We start from the raw sequence: 17,620 nt of genomic DNA, 5'->3' as shown, positions 1-17,620 counted from the left end.
ACTAGTTTGGCATTGAATTTTGTGTGTAACTTTGACGGGCAAATAGGGTTACCTCCACACCAATATTTGCCATGAACAGAAATTCTGATAAGTTCCTCTACGAAGCACTCACCTACGACGACGTGCTTCTTGTTCCAGGTTATTCTGAAGTCCTTCCACGAGACACGAATACCTCTACCCAACTCACCAAAAAAATCAGGCTAAACATTCCGTTGGTGTCCGCTGCTATGGATACCGTCACCGAAGCCGAACTGGCTATTGCTATTGCGCTTGAAGGTGGTCTTGGATTTGTTCATAAGAACATGTCTATAGAGCAGCAGGCAGCGCAAGTACGCAAAGTAAAGCGCTCTCAGGCGGGAATGATCCTAGATCCCATCACACTTCACATAGATGCGAAAGTACGCGATGCGGAGCAGATCATGCGTGAATACCATATTGGTGGGATTCCTGTGGTGGATGAAAATAAGATCTTAAAAGGAATCATCACCAATCGTGACCTCCGCTTCATCAAGGATCAGAATCGGCCTATTCGTGAGATCATGACCGTCGAAAATCTTATCACTGCCAAATCCGGAATTTCATTGGAACAGGCAGAGGAAATTCTTCAGGAATATAAAATCGAAAAACTTCCCATAGTGGATGATGAGTACAGGCTTTCAGGCTTGATCACATACAAGGATATTTTAAAGAGACGTGACAAACCAAATGCCTGTAAGGATGAATTCGGAAGACTTCGTGTAGGTGCGGCAGTAGGGGTGACTGCTGATATAGTGGAGCGGGTAGAAGCATTGAAAAATGCAGGTGTCGATGTGGTTTCTATCGATACTGCTCACGGACATTCTAAAGGTGTAATTGAGACCTGTAGAAAAATCAAAGATGCGTTTCCGGATCTGGAAGTGATCGTGGGAAATATTGCTACTCCCGAAGCAGCTATTGCATTGGCAGATGCAGGAGCAGATGCTGTGAAAGTAGGTGTAGGCCCAGGCTCTATTTGTACTACAAGAATAATTGCCGGCGTGGGAGTACCACAGCTGTCTGCTGTTTTTGAATGTGCCGAAGCACTGAAAGGCAGAGATGTACCGGTAATCGCAGATGGAGGAATTAGATATTCGGGTGACTTGGTGAAAGCAATTGCTGCCGGCGGAAGTTCTATTATGATAGGATCCCTTTTGGCAGGAACTGAGGAAGCCCCCGGAGAGATGATTATTTTTGAAGGAAGAAAGTTTAAATCCTATAGAGGTATGGGTTCACTGGAGGCAATGGAATCCGGTTCCAAAGACCGGTATTTCCAAGATGCGGAGGATAATATCAAAAAGCTGGTTCCTGAAGGGATCGTCGGCCGGGTTCCTTTCAAAGGCTTGGTATCGGAGGTCCTCTATCAGCTAGTCGGTGGACTTCAGGCAGGAATGGGATACTGCGGTACTCAGACTATCGAAGATCTTCAGAACAATGGGAAATTTGTAAAAATCACTGCTGCAGGTGTGAAAGAATCTCATCCGCACGATGTAAGCGTAACCAGAGAAGCTCCAAACTATAGTTTGAAGGGATAATCAATTTATTTTGAATCTTGCAATATTGGAAAGGCCGAGAGAATTCTCGGTCTTTTTGCGTTAGCCAAGAAGTATTTTTTAATAGTTAATTTCAAGAATTCACCTCAAAACTCACATCCCATTCTTCAATTGGTTTTACAGAATTTCGGAAATCAGGATGTAGTGGATTGATCAACAAATTATGTTCACTTGGATAGCTTAGTAGAGGAATCCGGCAAGATGGTATTTTGAGAACCGGCGAAATCATTCCTTTAGCCCATGCTGTGCCAAAGTCCTGTGTCGATCTTGGATGGGGTCTGTTTTTCCAATCAGAAGGCAACAGTGTAGCGTCTAATTCCGGTATTTGTCCGGTAATTTCAAGCAAGACCAGTTTCCACTTACTTTTGGTGACTACCGCCCCCTTTATACTAAGAAGCTCCAGAAAATTTAGCGAGGAAATGCTGCATGCGTAGATTATCGGAGTTCCGTACTGATTCCACCTACCTGCACCCAGTCCATAGCCAAGGGAACTCCTACCCGCAAGATTCTCAATTAGCCTAAAATACCTCACAGCCTACAGAATAGAACCCCATGACATAGCTTCCATCGCTTCATCCACGCGATCAGTGCCATAAGGATTCTTTATTAGAGTAACCGGCTTTTGATTGTCCAAGGACGTATTCTCAGTGTGAAGCCATTGTGAAAGCAACTCCTCCGAACCAAAAATCCGGATCCCTTTTGCAATAACCTGATCTATCTCCAGAATACTCTTTGTAAGGATCTTTGTAAGCTTTCTGTCTTCCTTGCGCCAGCGTGATAATGTGCTGGGGTCTACTTCCAACATCTCTGAAACATCCTGCTGGGTAAAATCCAAAAAATCGAAAAGCTCACCTGTATCGTGAAACGAGACAGCCACTCCATAAGCTTCCGATGGCTCACTTACCATAGAAATAGCTTCTTGGAAAAAATAATAGGAGTCATTGCCTGTACGAATGATCTCAGACTCCTTCTCTCCTAATGATATCTTCCAAGTGTGTGTCATGGCTATTCATTTAACGCTCACTAATTTACAAAAATTTATTGCAAATACAATCATATAATATTGTATTTGCAATAAATTTATTCACACTAATCAAGGAGCTGCTTTATTTCATAGTCTTGTAAGTGTGCGTTTAGCCATCCTGCTTCTAAGGTTGCGCCATACTTTCTATAGAAATTGATCGCAGGCTCATTCCAATCAAGCACTTGCCACATCATTCCCGTACAATTTTCCTCCAAGCATTTCTTCATGATACGGTCAAAAAGCAGTTTTCCTGCACCATTGCCACGCTCGGATTGAGTGACCACCAGATCTTCCAGATAAATTCTTCTACCTTTCCAGGTACTGTAGCGATAATAGTAAATCGCAATACCGACAATCTCCGAAGTCTCGTCCTTCACACATACAAACATTCCGAAAACAGGATTATCACCAAATCCATCAGCTTCCATCATTGCAAGTGTATTGGACACTTGCTCCGGTGCCTTTTCATAAAGCGCCAACTCATTTATCAATTCCAATACCCGAGGAAGATCCTCGATTTTTCCTTCTCTTAGCGTGTACATGTTCAAAGTTTATAAAACCGTTTAATTTTGGGAAGGCTAATTTAATCAAATCCGAGAAACAATGTTTTTAGCAATAGATGCGGGAAATTCCAATGTGGTTTTTGCGCTGTATGATGAAGAAAATAAAAGCTGGAAGAACCATTTTAGGATCGAAACCCATTCTTCCAAATTCGCGGCCCAACTTCACAAAAAGGTACCTCTGTATTTTTTAGAACATGGGATCAAGCCCGGCGATATAAGACAAATCGGTTTTAGCTCAGTAGTCCCTGAGATAAATGAGCAGATTCTTCAGTTTTGCGAAAATTACTTCGGTACGCAGCCATACCTTATTTCACCGGCAAGTTTTGAAAAACTAACAATCAAAAGTCTGCGTCCAAATGAAATCGGTACCGATCTCATGTGCAATGTGATGGCGGCTTATTCGCAGTATATCAAGCCCCTAATCATAGTTGACTTTGGGACGGCACTTACATTTACTGTGGTAGATGCTTCCGGTGAGATAATAGGAGTGAATATTGTTCCTGGATTAAAGACAGCCATCAAATCTCTTTTCACAAACACCTCCAAACTACCGGATGTAGCATTGAAGCTTCCGGAATCTGCTCTAGGCAAAAATACCATCCATGCAATCCAAGCAGGAGTTCTTTATGGATATACAAGTTTGGTCAAAGGGATGATAGAGACCATCTCACTGGAAACTAAAATGGAATTTACTGTAATTGCGACCGGTGGACTAGCTGAGATTTTAACTCCTTTGGAAAAAACCTTCAATGAGATCGACAAAAATCTGACACTGGAAGGATTGCGGCTAATCACAAGAGCCAATGATTAAATCACGTTGCTTCGCAAAATCAGATTAGGGTCTGGACAGTTAGCAATATATTTATCCACTTCACTTTTAGAGCAGACACCCGGAAAGTCGCCTACATTTCCCATCAAATCCCACATCAACTGAAAATGCAAGTGTGGAGGCCAATCACCATTTTCCGGAAATGGCCCGACATGAGCCAGTAAATCGCCGGCATTTACTTCTTGACCTACTTCGAGATCCTTAAGATCTGATAGGAAAAGATGACCATAGAGAGAAAACAGCTTCCTTCCAAAGAGTTCATGCTCCAAGATAACGGTAGCGCCGTAGTTTCCGAAACCGGCATTGTCCTGAACACTGTGAATTCGTCCGGCAAGTGGGGCAAAAATAGGTGCTCCGGCTTTAGTCCAAATATCTATTCCTAAATGTATATTTCTGAAATCAGCCTCTGCTGTTCCAAAAACAGCACTCCTGCGGTAAATAGCTCTGTTCTCCAGATAACCTCCTATTCCATAGTTAGATCCGGATTTTTCAATCTGTAGATTCACATACGCATCAAATGCGGCAGTATCAGACAAATCCAAACGCTCCAAATCGGGATTGGCGGAGCTAAAATCTAAGGGGACAGTATTTTCACTGTTTAATGGTCCGCCCATGACGGGGAAAAAATCAATCTCATTCCAATTCATGCCGGGAAGTTAGAAATATCATCTTACAATCTAGCTTTCCAAAAGCCAATTTTAGCTAATTTCGGCCCATGAAAATTCCCTTCCCTTCCCTCTCTGATATTCAAGCAGCACATGAACGCATCCAGCCGTTTATTCACCGTACGCCTATTATGACTTCATCGGCAATTAGTGAAATTGCAGGATGTGAAATTTTTTTCAAGTGTGAAAACTTTCAGAAAGTCGGGGCATTTAAAGCGCGGGGAGCGTCCAACGCAGTAGTGAAACTTGCTGAATTTCAAAAGTCTAAAGGGGTAGCGACGCACAGTAGCGGAAATCATGCCGCAGCGTTGGCAAGAGCGGCCACTGTGGCAGGAATCCCCTCCTACATTGTGATGCCTTCCAACGCTCCTGAAATCAAAAAGAAAGCCGTGAAGGGATATGGCGGAATTATTATAGAATGCGAGCCTACTTTAGAAGCGAGAGAAACTGCTCTGGAAGAAACCGTGAAAAAGACCGGAGCCACGTTTATCCCTCCTTATGACAATATGGATGTAATAGAGGGTCAGGCTACCTGTGCATTGGAGCTGATCGAGGATCAAGAAGATTTAGATGTTGTTCTAGCTCCTGTGGGTGGAGGCGGTTTACTTGGCGGGACTTCTTTAGCAGCACATTATCTAAATCCCAACATAGAGGTCATCGGTACAGAGCCACAAGGTGCTGACGATGCTTTTCAATCCTTCCATGCAAACAAGTTAATTCCTCAAACTGCTCCAAATACCATCGCCGATGGGTTACGAACCTCATTGGGAGCTTGGAATTTCAAATTGATTCAAGCCTATGTATCTGACATACTTTTAGCCTCGGATTCGCAAATCATAGATGCCATGCATCTGATCTATGAGCGGATGAAAATCGTCGTGGAGCCTTCCTGCGCTGTGCCTTTGGCAGCATTATTGGCAGATCAAGATAGGTTCAGAGGCAAGAAAGTAGGAATTATCCTCTCGGGAGGGAATGTGGATTTGGGAAAATTGCCTTTTTAGCGAATCCTATCTCTTACCCATTGCCTCATAGATGATATCGTGGATTTCTGTACGGATTCCTTCTTTGAGCAATTTGGTGTTCGTCGCATCAGGATAGACACGGTTCGAAAGAAATATATAGATCAGATCATTGTCAGGATCTGCCCATACACATGTACCGGTGAACCCGGTGTGTCCAAAGGTGGATTTTGGAGCCAGATCTCCTGCCGATCCTCCCTTTCCTACTTTCGTGTCGGGCTTGTCCCAGCCCCAACCCCTGCGGCTTTGGCTGGATTGATTTTTGGTGAATTTCTTTACCGTCTCCGGTTGGATCAGGTTTACTTCACCATAGCTGCCTTTGTTGAGCATCATCTGCATCATCACTGCGAGATCATTTGCCTTACCAAAGAGCCCCGCATGACCTGCCACACCACCAAACATGGCCGCTCCAGGATCATGTACATATCCCTGAACTTGTCTTTTTCGGAAGGTTATATCATTTTCAGTTGGGGCGATGTTGTCTATAGGCATCTTAAATGCCGGATTGAAAGTCATCGTGCTCAGCCCCAGAGGAGCATAGAAGTTTTGATCTAAAAATGTCTCCATAGGCTGATTTACCACCCGTTCTACCACAGCTTGCATTAAGTACATTGTAAGATCCGAATACACATAACTATGCTTTCTTGCACCTCTGGGGATGGGGGTTACATTTGATTCCACAGTCCAATGCCATATGCTATCACGCAGTGCATCCAATCCATACATGTCGTTGGAGACAGCTCTGGTAAAACCCAGAGAAGACATTGGCTTGTAAAAATCTCCCCGCCATTGACCTGCTTCCACTGTCCGTGCATAATAGGGGATAAATGCCACCAACCCTGCTTCATGCGCCATTACATCACTCAGTACCATCTTTCCTTTATTGGTGCCTTTCAGTTCGGGTAAATAATCTTCCAATGAATTCCCCATATCCAACTCACCACGGCTTTCTAGGAACATCACCGCCTGGGTTGTTGCCAATACTTTGGTGATTGAAGCCAAATCATAGACTGTCTCAGAATTCACAGCAGGACTGGCTTTGTATTCCAATTTCCCATAAGATCTCTCAAAAACCACCTTTCCATCTTTTACCACCAAGACATTTGCCCCCGGCGTAGCTTGGATTTTGATTGCCCGATTGGCCACTGCATCTATTTTCTCCAGAGTCTTGCTGTCCAAGCCCACACTTTCCGGGGTACCATAAGACAGTCGATTGATAGACTTCATATATCCGCCGACTCCGTGAGAAAACTCACCATTGACTGTCACCGGTAATATTCCCGTTGCATCCCTGGCGCCGAAAAGTATCTGGGGAGCCAACTCCTGAGTCATGGGGTTGTTTTCATAGGCGAATACGAGATTTCCGATTCCACTCAATTGCTGTGCGGCATACGCATTGCCAAAAAGTACTGTCACTACCTTCTGACGCTTTGCTAGATCCTTTATGAACTTCACATCACTATCAGACACGCCAAATTTTCTTTTCGGACTATTCGTTACCCCCATCAGTCCTACCACTACCACATCATAGTCTTCAAGCTGCTTCAAAGTATTGTAATGAATGGTCTCGTTGGCTGCCTTCCCTATACTGAAATGCTCGAATTTCGCATATTTGGATAAGTATTTCTGAAAGTCCTTTCCCTCATCACCTATGACCAGACTCGCAAATTTGGTCAAGTCCAGATTTTTGAAAGGAAGGAGTTCTCCTTTGTTCACAGCCACGGTGATGGCTTCGGCATAAAGCTGCTCAATGATAGTCTGCGTCTCGGGCGTATCCAGTCTCTCCGCCAGCTTGAAGGTGTTGATGGGTCTGTACTCATTCAGCCCCGCCCAGTATTTGGCACGCAAAATCTTCTTTACCCTGCGATCAATTTCCTTTTCAGAAATCCTTCCGTCCTCTACTGCAGCTTTGATGAGCTTTTTGGCTTTTAACACATCCTGAGAATAGAGAAGGACATCATTTCCTGCCAATAATGCCTTCAAATCCACCTCTCCGGGAGCATTGGCTATCGCAACGCCCTTCATATTAAGTGCATCAGTAAAGATCAGACCCTGAAAATTCATTCGATTTTGAAGTAGATCAGTCACCACTTTTTTGGATAGACTGGTAGCCATATTTCTGGTATCGTCCAAGCTTGGCACATTTAGATGGGCTACCATTACAGACATCAAATTTTCTTTGAATAACTCCTGATAAGGATACAAATCCACATCCCAGATCCGCTGCTCGGGATTTTTGATCACCGGCAAAGAATAATGGCTGTCTGCTTCGGTATCCCCATGTCCCGGAAAATGCTTTGCGTTTGCAATCACTCCATTGTCCTGTAGCCCTTTCATATACGAAATAGCATGTCTGGTCACCACTTCCCTATCACCACTAAAAGCCCTGTACCCAATCACCGGGTTATCAGGATTGGAATTCACATCCACCACAGGAGCGAAATTGATGTGCATACCCAACTCCTTAAACTGTCGCGCCATTTCTTTGCCCATGGCATAGACCAGATCAGGGTTTTGCACCGCCCCGAGAGTCATTGCTTTTGGAAAATCGGGAACAGAATCCAATCGCATGCTGATTCCCCATTCTGCATCCATGGCTATGAATAGCGGAGTTTTTGATTGGGCTTGATAATAATTGGTCAGTCTGGCCTGTCGATCAGGTCCTCCCTGAAAAAAAATTAAACCTCCAAGATTTTCATTTTTTATGAGATTGCTGATTTCATCCACATGCTTTTGATCCTTGTTAGAGTAGGCAGCAACCATAAATAATTGTCCCAAACGCTCATCAAACGTCATGCTGTTAAACACAGAATCCACCCAATTGAGTTGATCCATTGAATCAGTAGCAGAAAGGGGGTCAGCCACTTTTAATGATTCATCGAGTTTCCCTGAGGAAAAAGTAAGAGCTATAATACCAACTGCGAAAACTCTCCAAAGCTTATTGCTCATTCTTGAGTAAATTTTTAATCCTTAACTTTCTAAATAAATTTGTACACCGACTGGTTTTATTTTCCTTTGGTTTTTAGCAAACCTGTCCAGTGCTGTGGCTACTCCATTTAACGGAGTTTGGAACATACCCAGTTGAAGATACTGAAAGATAAGATAACATTCAGTCCTAAATCAGGTTAAAAAGATCATAAATTTGATATCTGGTCAATATACCGGAACTTATTCCCTCAATGTGCCTTTACTTAACGTGAAGCCCACTTTAAAAATTACAACGCCATGAAATCGAGCATGTCAAAAACGACACACACTGGGATGATTATCCCATATGCGAGATTCCATAGCCTGCCCCGACTATTCGGGGTGGCCTTAAAAAAATAAATTATAAACACATGAAATCGAGCACGACGAGAACGTTACATACTGGAATGATTTTCAGCCATGCGAGATTCCATATGGCCACTGAAAAGAAAATAATAAACATATGAAATTCCCATCCGTATTTCGTACAGCCGCTCCCATGAGATTTGATATCAAACCAAGATATTATGATCCTGTGCGGGAGGAGATCGAGCATAGAACCTCCCAAATCAAAAAGGACTTGGAAGCTCAGGGACTTCTGGAAAAAAGTGATGGAACCCCCCCACGGGATTTTGGTTCTTACGGTGCCGGTATTCGTGGTTCATTTGCCCAGCATAGAGGAATAAAGGAGCGCGATGGGGCTAATATCTTTGCTTCTACGGCGATGATCCGGACATTCATCTTTTTATTACTTCTGGGATCTATTTTCGGATACGTGTATTTAGGCCCCGTGATTTTCGAATACATGGCATACATAGCCGCTCTTGGAGCAGCGATCTATTTTTTCTTCAGGCTAAAACCCAAGAAAAAACATGAGTGATGTCATCCAACTCCTTCCCGATGCGATAGCCAATCAAATCGCAGCAGGAGAAGTAGTTCAAAGGCCCGCTTCTGCACTCAAAGAACTTCTCGAAAATGCGGTGGATGCCGGAGCTACCCAAGTGCAAGTGGTGGTAAAAGAATCCGGAAAGCAGCTTATCCAAGTAATTGATAACGGGAAAGGTATGTCTGCTACTGATGCCCGTATGAGTTTTGAGCGTCATGCCACTTCTAAAATCAGAAGTTCGGCGGATCTTTTTTCCATTAGGACTTTCGGCTTTCGTGGAGAAGCATTGGCTTCTATAGCTGCAGTAGCCCAAGTAGAATTAAAGACCCGTCAGGCTGAATCAGAACTCGGCACTTTAATCCAAATCGAAGGCTCAGAAGTGAAAAAACAAGAGCCATTTGCAGGGAATGTAGGAACCTCCGTTTCTATGAAAAACCTGTTTTACAATGTACCCGCCCGAAGGAATTTCCTCAAATCAAATCCTGTGGAAATGCGTCATATCGTGGATGAATTTCAGCGGGTGGCACTTTCGTATTCTGAAATCGGATTTTCCCTTTTTCAGCAAGATTTGGAGGTTTTCAGCCTCACACCGGGCAAGCTAAGCCATAGAATTGTGGGGCTTTTTGGCAAAAACTACCAGGGACAACTTGTTCCCTGCGAGGAACTGACCCCGCATGTGAACGTGAAAGGTTATATAGGAAAGCCTGAAAATGCCAAAAAAACCCGGGGGGAGCAGTTCTTCTTTGTCAACAATCGCTACATCAAAAGCAGCTACCTGAATCATGCGGTAAGCTCGGCTTTCGAAGGATTGCTACAGCAGGATCAGCATCCGTTTTATGTACTTTTTCTGGAAATCGACCCTTCTCATATCGATATCAATGTTCATCCCACCAAAACTGAGATCAAGTTTGACGACGAACGGACAATCTATGCGGTGATTCGGTCTGCGGTAAAACAGGCTTTGGGAGCACATCATGTCGTTCCTTCACTTGATTTTAGCCTTGACGTGAATTTCAACGAAAAGTGGGATAAGGATCCTGAGAAAAAGGCGCAGGTAGATCGTGAATACAGCTACAAATCATTCAATACACCGGAATTTAAGCAGGCAAGCGCATCAGGTTGGGAAAAATTGTTTGAAGGTACCCAGCAAACAACAAGAGAGATTAATCGATCTGCCCAACCTGAGGAAACAGAAGTTTTAACGTTTGAAAGTAGGGCAAAGCCGGATGAAGCCAGTGAATTCATCCCTAGACGCGCTGAATCGGAATCTACAGGAACTACGTTTCAGGTTGAGCTTAGCTATGTGGTCGCCCAGATGTCCACCGGGTTTTTGATTATTGATCAGCAGACTGCGCACGAGCGGATATTATACGAGCGCTATTTGCGCCAGCTGAAGCTTGCCCAAGGCACGTCACAGCAGTGTCTTTTCCCTCCTACCATCAATCTCGGCCCATCTGATTATGCATTGGTGATGGATATTATGCCAGAACTACACAGTTTGGGCTTTATGGTTTCAGAGTTTGGAAAGGACACGGTATTAATTCAGGGCGTGCCCGCAGATATACCCGTCAAAAATGAAAAGGAGCTTTTCGAAGGGCTTTTGGAGCAGTATAAGCATTTCAAAAGTGAGCTTTCACTTGACACCAGAGAGAATCTAGCCCGCTCTTTGGCCCGGAAATCGTCCTTGAAAAAGGGACAAAAACTGAATTCACAAGAAATGGAAATCCTCGTAGGACATCTATTTGCCTGCCAAAACCCAAATTATGGATTGGGAGGGAACAAAACCTTCGTGAAATTAGATTTAAGCAGTATTCATTCATTCTTCGGCAAATAGCATGTTTAGAAATATAACCCCTGTAGTTCAAAATCTACTGATCATCAACATTGGGCTACTTATTGTGTCCCAATTTATCTTTCCGCAGTTGAATCAGTGGTTTGCGCTTTACTACATTCACAGCCCATATTTCAAGCCGTTTCAGTTTCTGACGTATATGTTTATGCATGCTGATTTCTGGCATTTGTTCGGCAATATGTTCGGATTGCTGATTTTTGGTCCTTTGCTGGAGCAGTTTCTGGGGCCAAAGAAATTACTGATCCTTTGGATGGTGTGTGGCATAGGGTCTGGTGTCCTTTATTCTGGATATGTGGCCTATGAAATAAATAGTTTGAATAAAGAGGTAATAGCTTTTCAGGAAAAGCCTTCTCCAGATTCATTTAATAGACTAATACTGAAAAATCCTGGAAACCTGCCCTACAGCTACAGTGAAGCAATAGAGTTAGTAGATAAGTATAGCAGAGATGAAACTAATCAAACTTACATAGATCACGCTAACAAAAGTTTGGAGTTTATCCTGGCCAAGAAAACATACACTACACGAATGGTCGGGGCTTCAGGGGCTCTTTTCGGGGTTTTGATCGCGTTTGCGATGCTTTTCCCCAATACCCAATTATTCCTGCTTTTCCCGCCGATTCCCATCAAGGCAAAATATATGGTGCTTTTCTATAGCCTTTATACCATATATAACGTATTTGTGAATAACCCGCTGGACAACGTGGCACACTTCGCCCACCTCAGCGGATTGGTGATTGGCGGAGTTTTGGTTTACTTCTGGAAAAAAGACAGAAAAAGCTTTTATTAACTATGTACGGTAACTTTTGGGAAAATCTTCGGAACGCTTTTAAGCACAGCGACAATAGCCTTTATAAGCTGATTGCCATAAATCTTTTGGTGTTTTTCGTCGTGCTGGTCTTCCGGGTGTTTATGACTATTGGCGGATTGGGGGATTTATATTCGACGGCCCTTTCCTACCTTATGATGCCTGCTGCTTTGCCGAGACTCGGTACACAGCCATGGACAATATTTACCTACATGTTTCTGCATGAGGGAATATTTCATATTCTCTTCAATATGCTTTTCCTCTTCTGGTTTGGACAGTTGATTCATCAGTTTCTGGGAAGCCGAAAGCTAGCCAATCTCTATATTCTTGGTGGTTTGGCTGGGGCAGTTTTTTATGTGTTGATATACAATTTGGCTCCTTATTTCAGTCAGTCTGTCAATAGTTCTCTGATGCTGGGAGCGAGTGCGGGAGTATTTGCTATTGTGGTGGGAGCGGCTACACTCAGCCCAAATACTACATTCTTCCTATTACTTCTAGGCCCGGTGAAGATCAAATACATCGCGATTTTCTATGTTGTTCTATCATTTGCCAACTCAGCAGGGGCTAATGCAGGTGGGGAATTGGCTCATTTGGGAGGAGCATTGCTTGGCTACCTCTACGTCGTTCAGCTGCGCAGAGGAATTGACTGGGGAGTACCTGTGCAGAAAGTCGGGATTTTCTTTGAGAATCTTTTCTCCGGGAGAAAAAGCAATGTAAAAGTCTCCTACCGCAAAGCGAAAACCGCCAGTGGAGGTGGATTTTCCTCTTTCAAGAAGTCTTCTAAATCTACTCCTACGCCCGTTAATTCCGGTGAGGCAACCCAAGAGGAAATTGATAAGATACTGGACAAAATTGCTGATCGTGGCTACGAAGCACTGAATAAGGAAGAGAAGCGGAAGTTGTTTGAGTTTTCGAAAAAGTAGGTTTTTAACCGCAAGAGCACTAAGAAAACGCAAAGGTCACAGCCAAGTTCTAATCATTGAGTAGGACGAACCGTGAAAGTGGCTTACTATCTTACCGCATAGCCACATAGAAAAACATAGAGTTAATCTGGCTAGGGGTGTAAGCCGTTTCTGCCTCAAAGCTTCCTACACTTTGTGACTTTTTAGTGAAAATAGATTTAACACAACATCATAAAGAAGGCAAAGATTAACGGTCTGTCTTGAGCGAATATCTTTATGCGCAGAACACACAGAATCTATGTGGTTAAAATAGCTTCACCACATAGCCGATAAAGCGTCTAAGAATTCTTTGCGTTGTTACCATCTATCGATTCTAGGCTCTAGATTCTAAAATCTAATGTCTTACATCTTGATACTTGCTACTCGCTTATAATGGAATCGCTAATCCAACTCTAAATCCGACTTCTCTTGGAAAAGGGCTTTGGAAGCGAAACTCAGTACTTAAGCCAATAAACTCCGTCACGCGTACATACGCTCCCACGCCCATATTAGCTCCTTTTTGGTTTCTTCCCGTGCCTGCTCCATCCGGCTGGGTATCTACCCAAGTCTGACTATATCCTGCCATAAAATAAAGCTGAGAAGGCCCTTCGGAAACATAATACCGTAAATCGGCACTGAGGTTACTTTCCTTTCCCACCTGCGGAAAGACAAACGTATAACTGGGCATCAGGGCAAAATTGTCCATAAAGAAATATTCTATCCCTGCCCCTGCACCAAAATTATGGTATCGCAACCCATATGTGCCATAGGCATGAAAACGTGCATTGCCTTGGTCTTGTGTTTGAGCCAAAGCGATAAAAGAGAACATAAAAACTGTGCAAAAAATCAGTAAAGCCTTTTTCATAAATTGGAACGGTTAATATTCGACAAGAAATTAGTTGGCTTTGGCCAAGAAAGCAAATCTCAGGCGGTATTCAGTTCAGCCACTTCGTTTTTATTGGCCAATTGCCCACAGGCTGCATCGATATCCTGGCCACGGGATTTTCTTACTTTGGCTATGATTCCCTGTGACTCCAATACCCGTACATACATGTCTACGGCTTCTTGCTTAGCCTGCCGGAATTCTCCCTCGTCTATTGGATTATATTGGATCAGATTGACCTTGGAAGGGATGATTTTGCAGAATTTTGCCAGCGCGCGTGCATGCCTCTCGTCGTCGTTGATCCCATCCCAAATCACATATTCGTACGTGACTTTCCGTTTGGTCTTTTCGTACCAGTATTTCAGAGATTCCCCCAGTTCTTCCACGGGATTGCTGTCGTTGATAGGCATCAAGCGTGAGCGGGTTTCATTGATGGCTGAGTGAAGCGATACCGCCAAGTTGAAGCGAACTTCATCATCTGCGAGTTTACGGATCATTTTTGTCACGCCCACGGTGGACACAGTAATTCTTCGCGGAGCCATTCCCAGTCCTTCGGGGGATGTGATCTTATCTATTGCTTCCAGCACATTGGCATAGTTCAGGAGCGGTTCACCCATTCCCATAAACACAATATTGGTCAATGGACGCTGGAAGTACGTTTCCGCTTCATCTTTGATCGCCACCACCTGATCGTAGATCTCGTCTGGGTTCAGGTTACGCATACGCTTCAATCGTGCCGTGGCACAGAAATTACAGTCTAGACTGCAGCCCACCTGAGAGGAAACGCAGGCAGTAATCCGCTTGGTCGTGGGTATCAGGACTGATTCCACGATCTTGTTATCATAGAGCTTCACTGCATTCTTGATCGTCCCATCAGAGGAATGCTGCATCAGATCCACACGGATATGGTTGATCTCAAAATGCGCTTTGAGCATTTCCCGAGTACTCAGCGAGATATTGCTCATCTCATCAAAGTTTTTCAGAGACTTATTCCACAGCCATTCATACACCTGCTTGGCACGGAATTTCTTTTCCCCATGAGCCAAAAAGAATTCTTCCAACTGCTCCAGAGATAGCTTACGGATGTCTTTTTTCTGAATTGCTTCCATAGCACAAAGGTAAGACTTTTCAGAGTAGCAAGTAGCTAGAGAAAAGTATCAAGATACGAGAGCCAAAATTTTATAATCAAGAGTTAAGCTGCCTTTGTCTAAAAACGGAAATTTGTCAGAAGAAGGAAATGGTTTTAGCACTTGGGTAATTGATTAAGAATAAGGCTCAAAAAAGGGTGAAATCCCACTAAATACGGCTCAATTATATTGATATTTAAGCCGTATTTTCATTCAAATTGAGCTGGATTATTATAAAGACCGAAAATAATTACTAGGGCTCGGGCGAAGCTCATTTGGAATAAAGCATTTGTTGTTTGCCTTTTCCTTACTTTTGCGGCATGAATTACCTTTCGGTCGAAAATCTCAGTAAAGCGTTCGGTGAGCGCAAGCTTTTTTCCAATATATCTTTTGGCATTTCCCAAGGCCAGAAAATCGCTCTAGTCGGCATCAATGGCGCAGGCAAGTCCACCCTGATGAAGATCATCATGGGCTTGGAGATTCCTGATACGGGTCAGGTGGGCACTAACCAGCAGATAAAAGTGGCTTATGTACACCAAAACCCCGTCTTTGAAGGAACAATGAGTATTTACCAGACCATTTTCGATCAAAGTAATTCTGAAGTGCTCAAGGTGATTGAAGATTATCATAAAGCCATGCTGGAAGCGGAACGAGGCATTGATAATTCTGATAAAATGTCGGTGCTCTTTGAGAAAATGGATGCGTTTCAGGCTTGGGATTTTGAATATCAGGTGAAGGAGGTTCTTGGAAAACTAGGCCTTCATGATACCGATCTTCCAGTAGGCACTCTTTCCGGTGGTCAGCGCAAGCGGGTTGCTTTGGCGAAAGCCATCTTGGAAAAACCCGATCTGCTGCTGCTTGATGAGCCTACCAACCACTTGGATCTAGATACCATCGAATGGCTGGAAGATTATCTGGCTAAAGCCAATCTTGCACTTTTCATGGTGACTCACGATAGGTATTTCTTGGAGAAAGTAACCAATGAAATCTTGGAGCTCGATCAGGGGAAAGTACATCGCTACTTAGGTAACTATGGCTACTTCCTCGACAAGAAAGAAGAGCGGATGGAAATCGAGGATATAGAACTCGAAAAAGCCAAGAGCCTCTACAAAAAGGAACTGGATTGGATCAGGCGCCAACCAAAAGCGAGAAGCACCAAAGCAAAGTACCGTGTGGATGCTTTCGAAGATACCAAAGAAAAAGCCTCTCAGAAACGTGAGGAGCGCGATATTCAGTTGACCGTGACGACCCAGCGGCTTGGAAACAAGATCATTGAAATCGAAAAAATGAACAAAGCATTTGGCGACAAAACAGTTGTCAATGATTTTTCATACACGTTCAAAAAGAAAGATAGAGTAGGGATAATAGGCCCAAATGGCGCAGGAAAGACTACTTTCCTCAATATGATCACGGGTCAGCTTGCCCCTGATTCCGGAACCGTTGCTATCGGGCAGACCACAGCTTTTGGTTACTACAAGCAGGAAGAAGGGAGTTTTGACGAGGAAAAGAGGTTATTAGATATAGTGAAGGAAGTGGCAGAAGTGGTGACTATCGCCGGTGGAGCTACGATTACAGTATCACAGTTTTTGACACAATTTGGATTTCCTCCAAAGCAACAACATACCCCAATCGCCAAACTAAGCGGAGGGGAGCGAAGAAGATTACAACTATTGATGGTTCTGATCAAGAATCCGAACTTCCTGATTCTGGATGAGCCTACGAATGATCTGGATCTGATGACGCTGAACACGCTGGAAGAGTTTTTGGATACTTTTCCGGGCTGCCTGATTATTGTCTCTCACGATAGGTATTTTATGGATCGCTTGGTAGAACACTTATTTGTTTTCGAAGGAGAAGGCGAGATCAGTGATTTTCCGGGAAATTATTCTGAGTTCCGCGAAGTAGAAAAGGAGAATAAGAACTTGGAACCAAAAGGAAAGAATCAAGAAGAAAAGACACAAGTAACAAGTAGCAAGAATCAAGAAACTGAAGCAAAAGTTTCGGCTCCTACAAAGGTAAAAGCCAGTTTTAAGCAAAAGCAACAATTCAAGGAAGTGAATGCTTCCATTGCCAAACTGGAAAAGGAAAAATCTGTTATTACCGAAAAAATCTCTGGGGGAATAGATGATCATGAGGAATTGATCAAGCAATCCCATCGTATAGGGGAAATCGATGCTGAGTTGGAAGAATTGGAATTGACTTGGCTGGAATTAAGTGAGCTGGACGGGATTGAATAGTTCAAACGTTCAGCGTCATTGCGAACGACGAAGGAGTGAAGCAATCTCTTTTCAATTAACGTTTAGTTCAAGTCTTCAGACTTGGACTTATGGTGATGCAGTCTTCAGACTGCAATAGCTTAAGCAAACACCCATAATGCAGTCTGAGGACTGCAATCAGGTTTGGCACAAGCCTGCCTGCTGCCTTTAGGTTTGTGCCTTATTCAATGCAGCCTTCAGACTGCTATGTTATGAAATAGAAGTCGGGAGACTTC

The 17,620-nt window shown here is 43.6% G+C and carries 15 protein-coding genes; 8 read left to right on the top strand and 7 right to left on the bottom strand.

What is annotated here, in order from left to right; all coding sequences use genetic code 11:
- Nucleotides 1–71: 71 nt before the first annotated feature.
- Nucleotides 72–1,550 carry an IMP dehydrogenase gene (guaB, locus tag J2X69_RS03580; RefSeq protein ID WP_310098620.1) on the top strand — a complete coding sequence of 493 codons (1,479 nt, stop codon included), beginning with the start codon at nt 72–74 and terminating at the stop codon, nt 1,548–1,550.
- Nucleotides 1,551–1,641: 91 nt separating this feature from the next.
- Here the strand turns inward: guaB and J2X69_RS03575 are convergent, their stop codons facing one another.
- The 3 genes from J2X69_RS03575 to J2X69_RS03565 all read right to left on the bottom strand — a co-directional run bounded on the left by J2X69_RS03575 (nt 1,642) and on the right by J2X69_RS03565 (nt 3,134).
- A complete protein-coding gene (locus J2X69_RS03575; protein WP_310098617.1) occupies nt 1,642–2,100 on the bottom strand; it encodes an RES family NAD+ phosphorylase in 459 nt (152 codons plus the stop codon).
- Nucleotides 2,101–2,103: 3 nt separating this feature from the next.
- Nucleotides 2,104–2,571 carry an antitoxin Xre/MbcA/ParS toxin-binding domain-containing protein gene (locus J2X69_RS03570; RefSeq protein WP_310098614.1) on the bottom strand — a complete coding sequence of 156 codons (468 nt, stop codon included), beginning with the start codon at nt 2,569–2,571 and terminating at the stop codon, nt 2,104–2,106.
- 86 nt (nt 2,572–2,657) lie between these two features.
- Nucleotides 2,658–3,134, bottom strand: a complete 477-nt coding sequence (locus J2X69_RS03565; RefSeq protein ID WP_310098611.1) for a GNAT family N-acetyltransferase — start codon at nt 3,132–3,134, stop codon at nt 2,658–2,660.
- A gap of 61 nt (nt 3,135–3,195) precedes the next feature.
- On the opposite strand from J2X69_RS03565, the gene J2X69_RS03560 reads away from it, so the two are divergent.
- The gene (locus J2X69_RS03560; protein WP_310098608.1) at nt 3,196–3,966 is read left to right on the top strand and encodes a type III pantothenate kinase; all 771 of its coding nucleotides are present in this window, start codon (nt 3,196–3,198) and stop codon (nt 3,964–3,966) included.
- Here the strand turns inward: J2X69_RS03560 and J2X69_RS03555 are convergent.
- Complete coding sequence (locus J2X69_RS03555; RefSeq protein ID WP_310098605.1) at nt 3,963–4,631, bottom strand: peptidoglycan DD-metalloendopeptidase family protein; 669 nt, start codon at nt 4,629–4,631, stop codon at nt 3,963–3,965. The genes J2X69_RS03560 and J2X69_RS03555 overlap by 4 nt on opposite strands.
- A 68-nt stretch (nt 4,632–4,699) precedes the next feature.
- On the opposite strand from J2X69_RS03555, the gene J2X69_RS03550 reads away from it, so the two are divergent.
- Complete coding sequence (locus J2X69_RS03550) at nt 4,700–5,650, top strand: pyridoxal-phosphate dependent enzyme (protein WP_310098602.1); 951 nt, start codon at nt 4,700–4,702, stop codon at nt 5,648–5,650.
- 6 nt (nt 5,651–5,656) lie between these two features.
- Here J2X69_RS03550 and J2X69_RS03545 read toward each other — a convergent pair whose 3' ends face one another.
- The gene (locus J2X69_RS03545; protein ID WP_310098600.1) at nt 5,657–8,617 is read right to left on the bottom strand and encodes a glycoside hydrolase family 3 N-terminal domain-containing protein; all 2,961 of its coding nucleotides are present in this window, start codon (nt 8,615–8,617) and stop codon (nt 5,657–5,659) included.
- Between the two features lie 481 nt (nt 8,618–9,098).
- Here J2X69_RS03545 and J2X69_RS03540 point away from each other — a divergent pair, with 481 nt between their 5' ends.
- The 4 genes from J2X69_RS03540 to J2X69_RS03525 are packed head-to-tail and all read left to right on the top strand — an operon-like array spanning nt 9,099 to nt 13,101.
- A complete protein-coding gene (locus J2X69_RS03540; RefSeq protein ID WP_310098597.1) occupies nt 9,099–9,515 on the top strand; it encodes a hypothetical protein in 417 nt (138 codons plus the stop codon).
- On the top strand, nt 9,508–11,355 hold the full coding sequence (gene mutL, locus J2X69_RS03535; protein WP_310098594.1) for a DNA mismatch repair endonuclease MutL: 1,848 nt from the start codon (nt 9,508–9,510) through the stop codon (nt 11,353–11,355). The genes J2X69_RS03540 and mutL overlap by 8 nt, the downstream gene beginning before the upstream one ends.
- Nucleotide 11,356: 1 nt before the next feature.
- The gene (locus J2X69_RS03530) at nt 11,357–12,160 is read left to right on the top strand and encodes a rhomboid family intramembrane serine protease (protein ID WP_310098591.1); all 804 of its coding nucleotides are present in this window, start codon (nt 11,357–11,359) and stop codon (nt 12,158–12,160) included.
- A 2-nt stretch (nt 12,161–12,162) separates the two neighbouring features.
- Entirely contained in the window at nt 12,163–13,101 is a 939-nt protein-coding gene (locus J2X69_RS03525; protein ID WP_310098585.1) for a rhomboid family intramembrane serine protease, read from the top strand.
- Between the two features lie 406 nt (nt 13,102–13,507).
- Here the strand turns inward: J2X69_RS03525 and J2X69_RS03520 are convergent, their stop codons facing one another.
- Both J2X69_RS03520 and rlmN read right to left on the bottom strand, forming a co-directional pair.
- On the bottom strand, nt 13,508–13,984 hold the full coding sequence (locus J2X69_RS03520; protein ID WP_310098582.1) for a hypothetical protein: 477 nt from the start codon (nt 13,982–13,984) through the stop codon (nt 13,508–13,510).
- 59 nt (nt 13,985–14,043) lie between these two features.
- Entirely contained in the window at nt 14,044–15,111 is a 1,068-nt protein-coding gene (gene rlmN, locus J2X69_RS03515; RefSeq protein WP_310098580.1) for a 23S rRNA (adenine(2503)-C(2))-methyltransferase RlmN, read from the bottom strand.
- Between the two features lie 338 nt (nt 15,112–15,449).
- On the opposite strand from rlmN, the gene J2X69_RS03510 reads away from it, so the two are divergent.
- Entirely contained in the window at nt 15,450–17,366 is a 1,917-nt protein-coding gene (locus J2X69_RS03510; protein ID WP_310098577.1) for an ABC-F family ATP-binding cassette domain-containing protein, read from the top strand.
- Nucleotides 17,367–17,620 lie beyond the last annotated feature (254 nt).

It is taken from the genome of Algoriphagus sp. 4150, from assembly GCF_031457395.1.
GTDB lineage: Bacteria > Bacteroidota > Bacteroidia > Cytophagales > Cyclobacteriaceae > Algoriphagus.
Note: the sequence above shows the minus strand (reverse complement) of the source record. Positions and strands in the feature narration are given on the sequence as shown.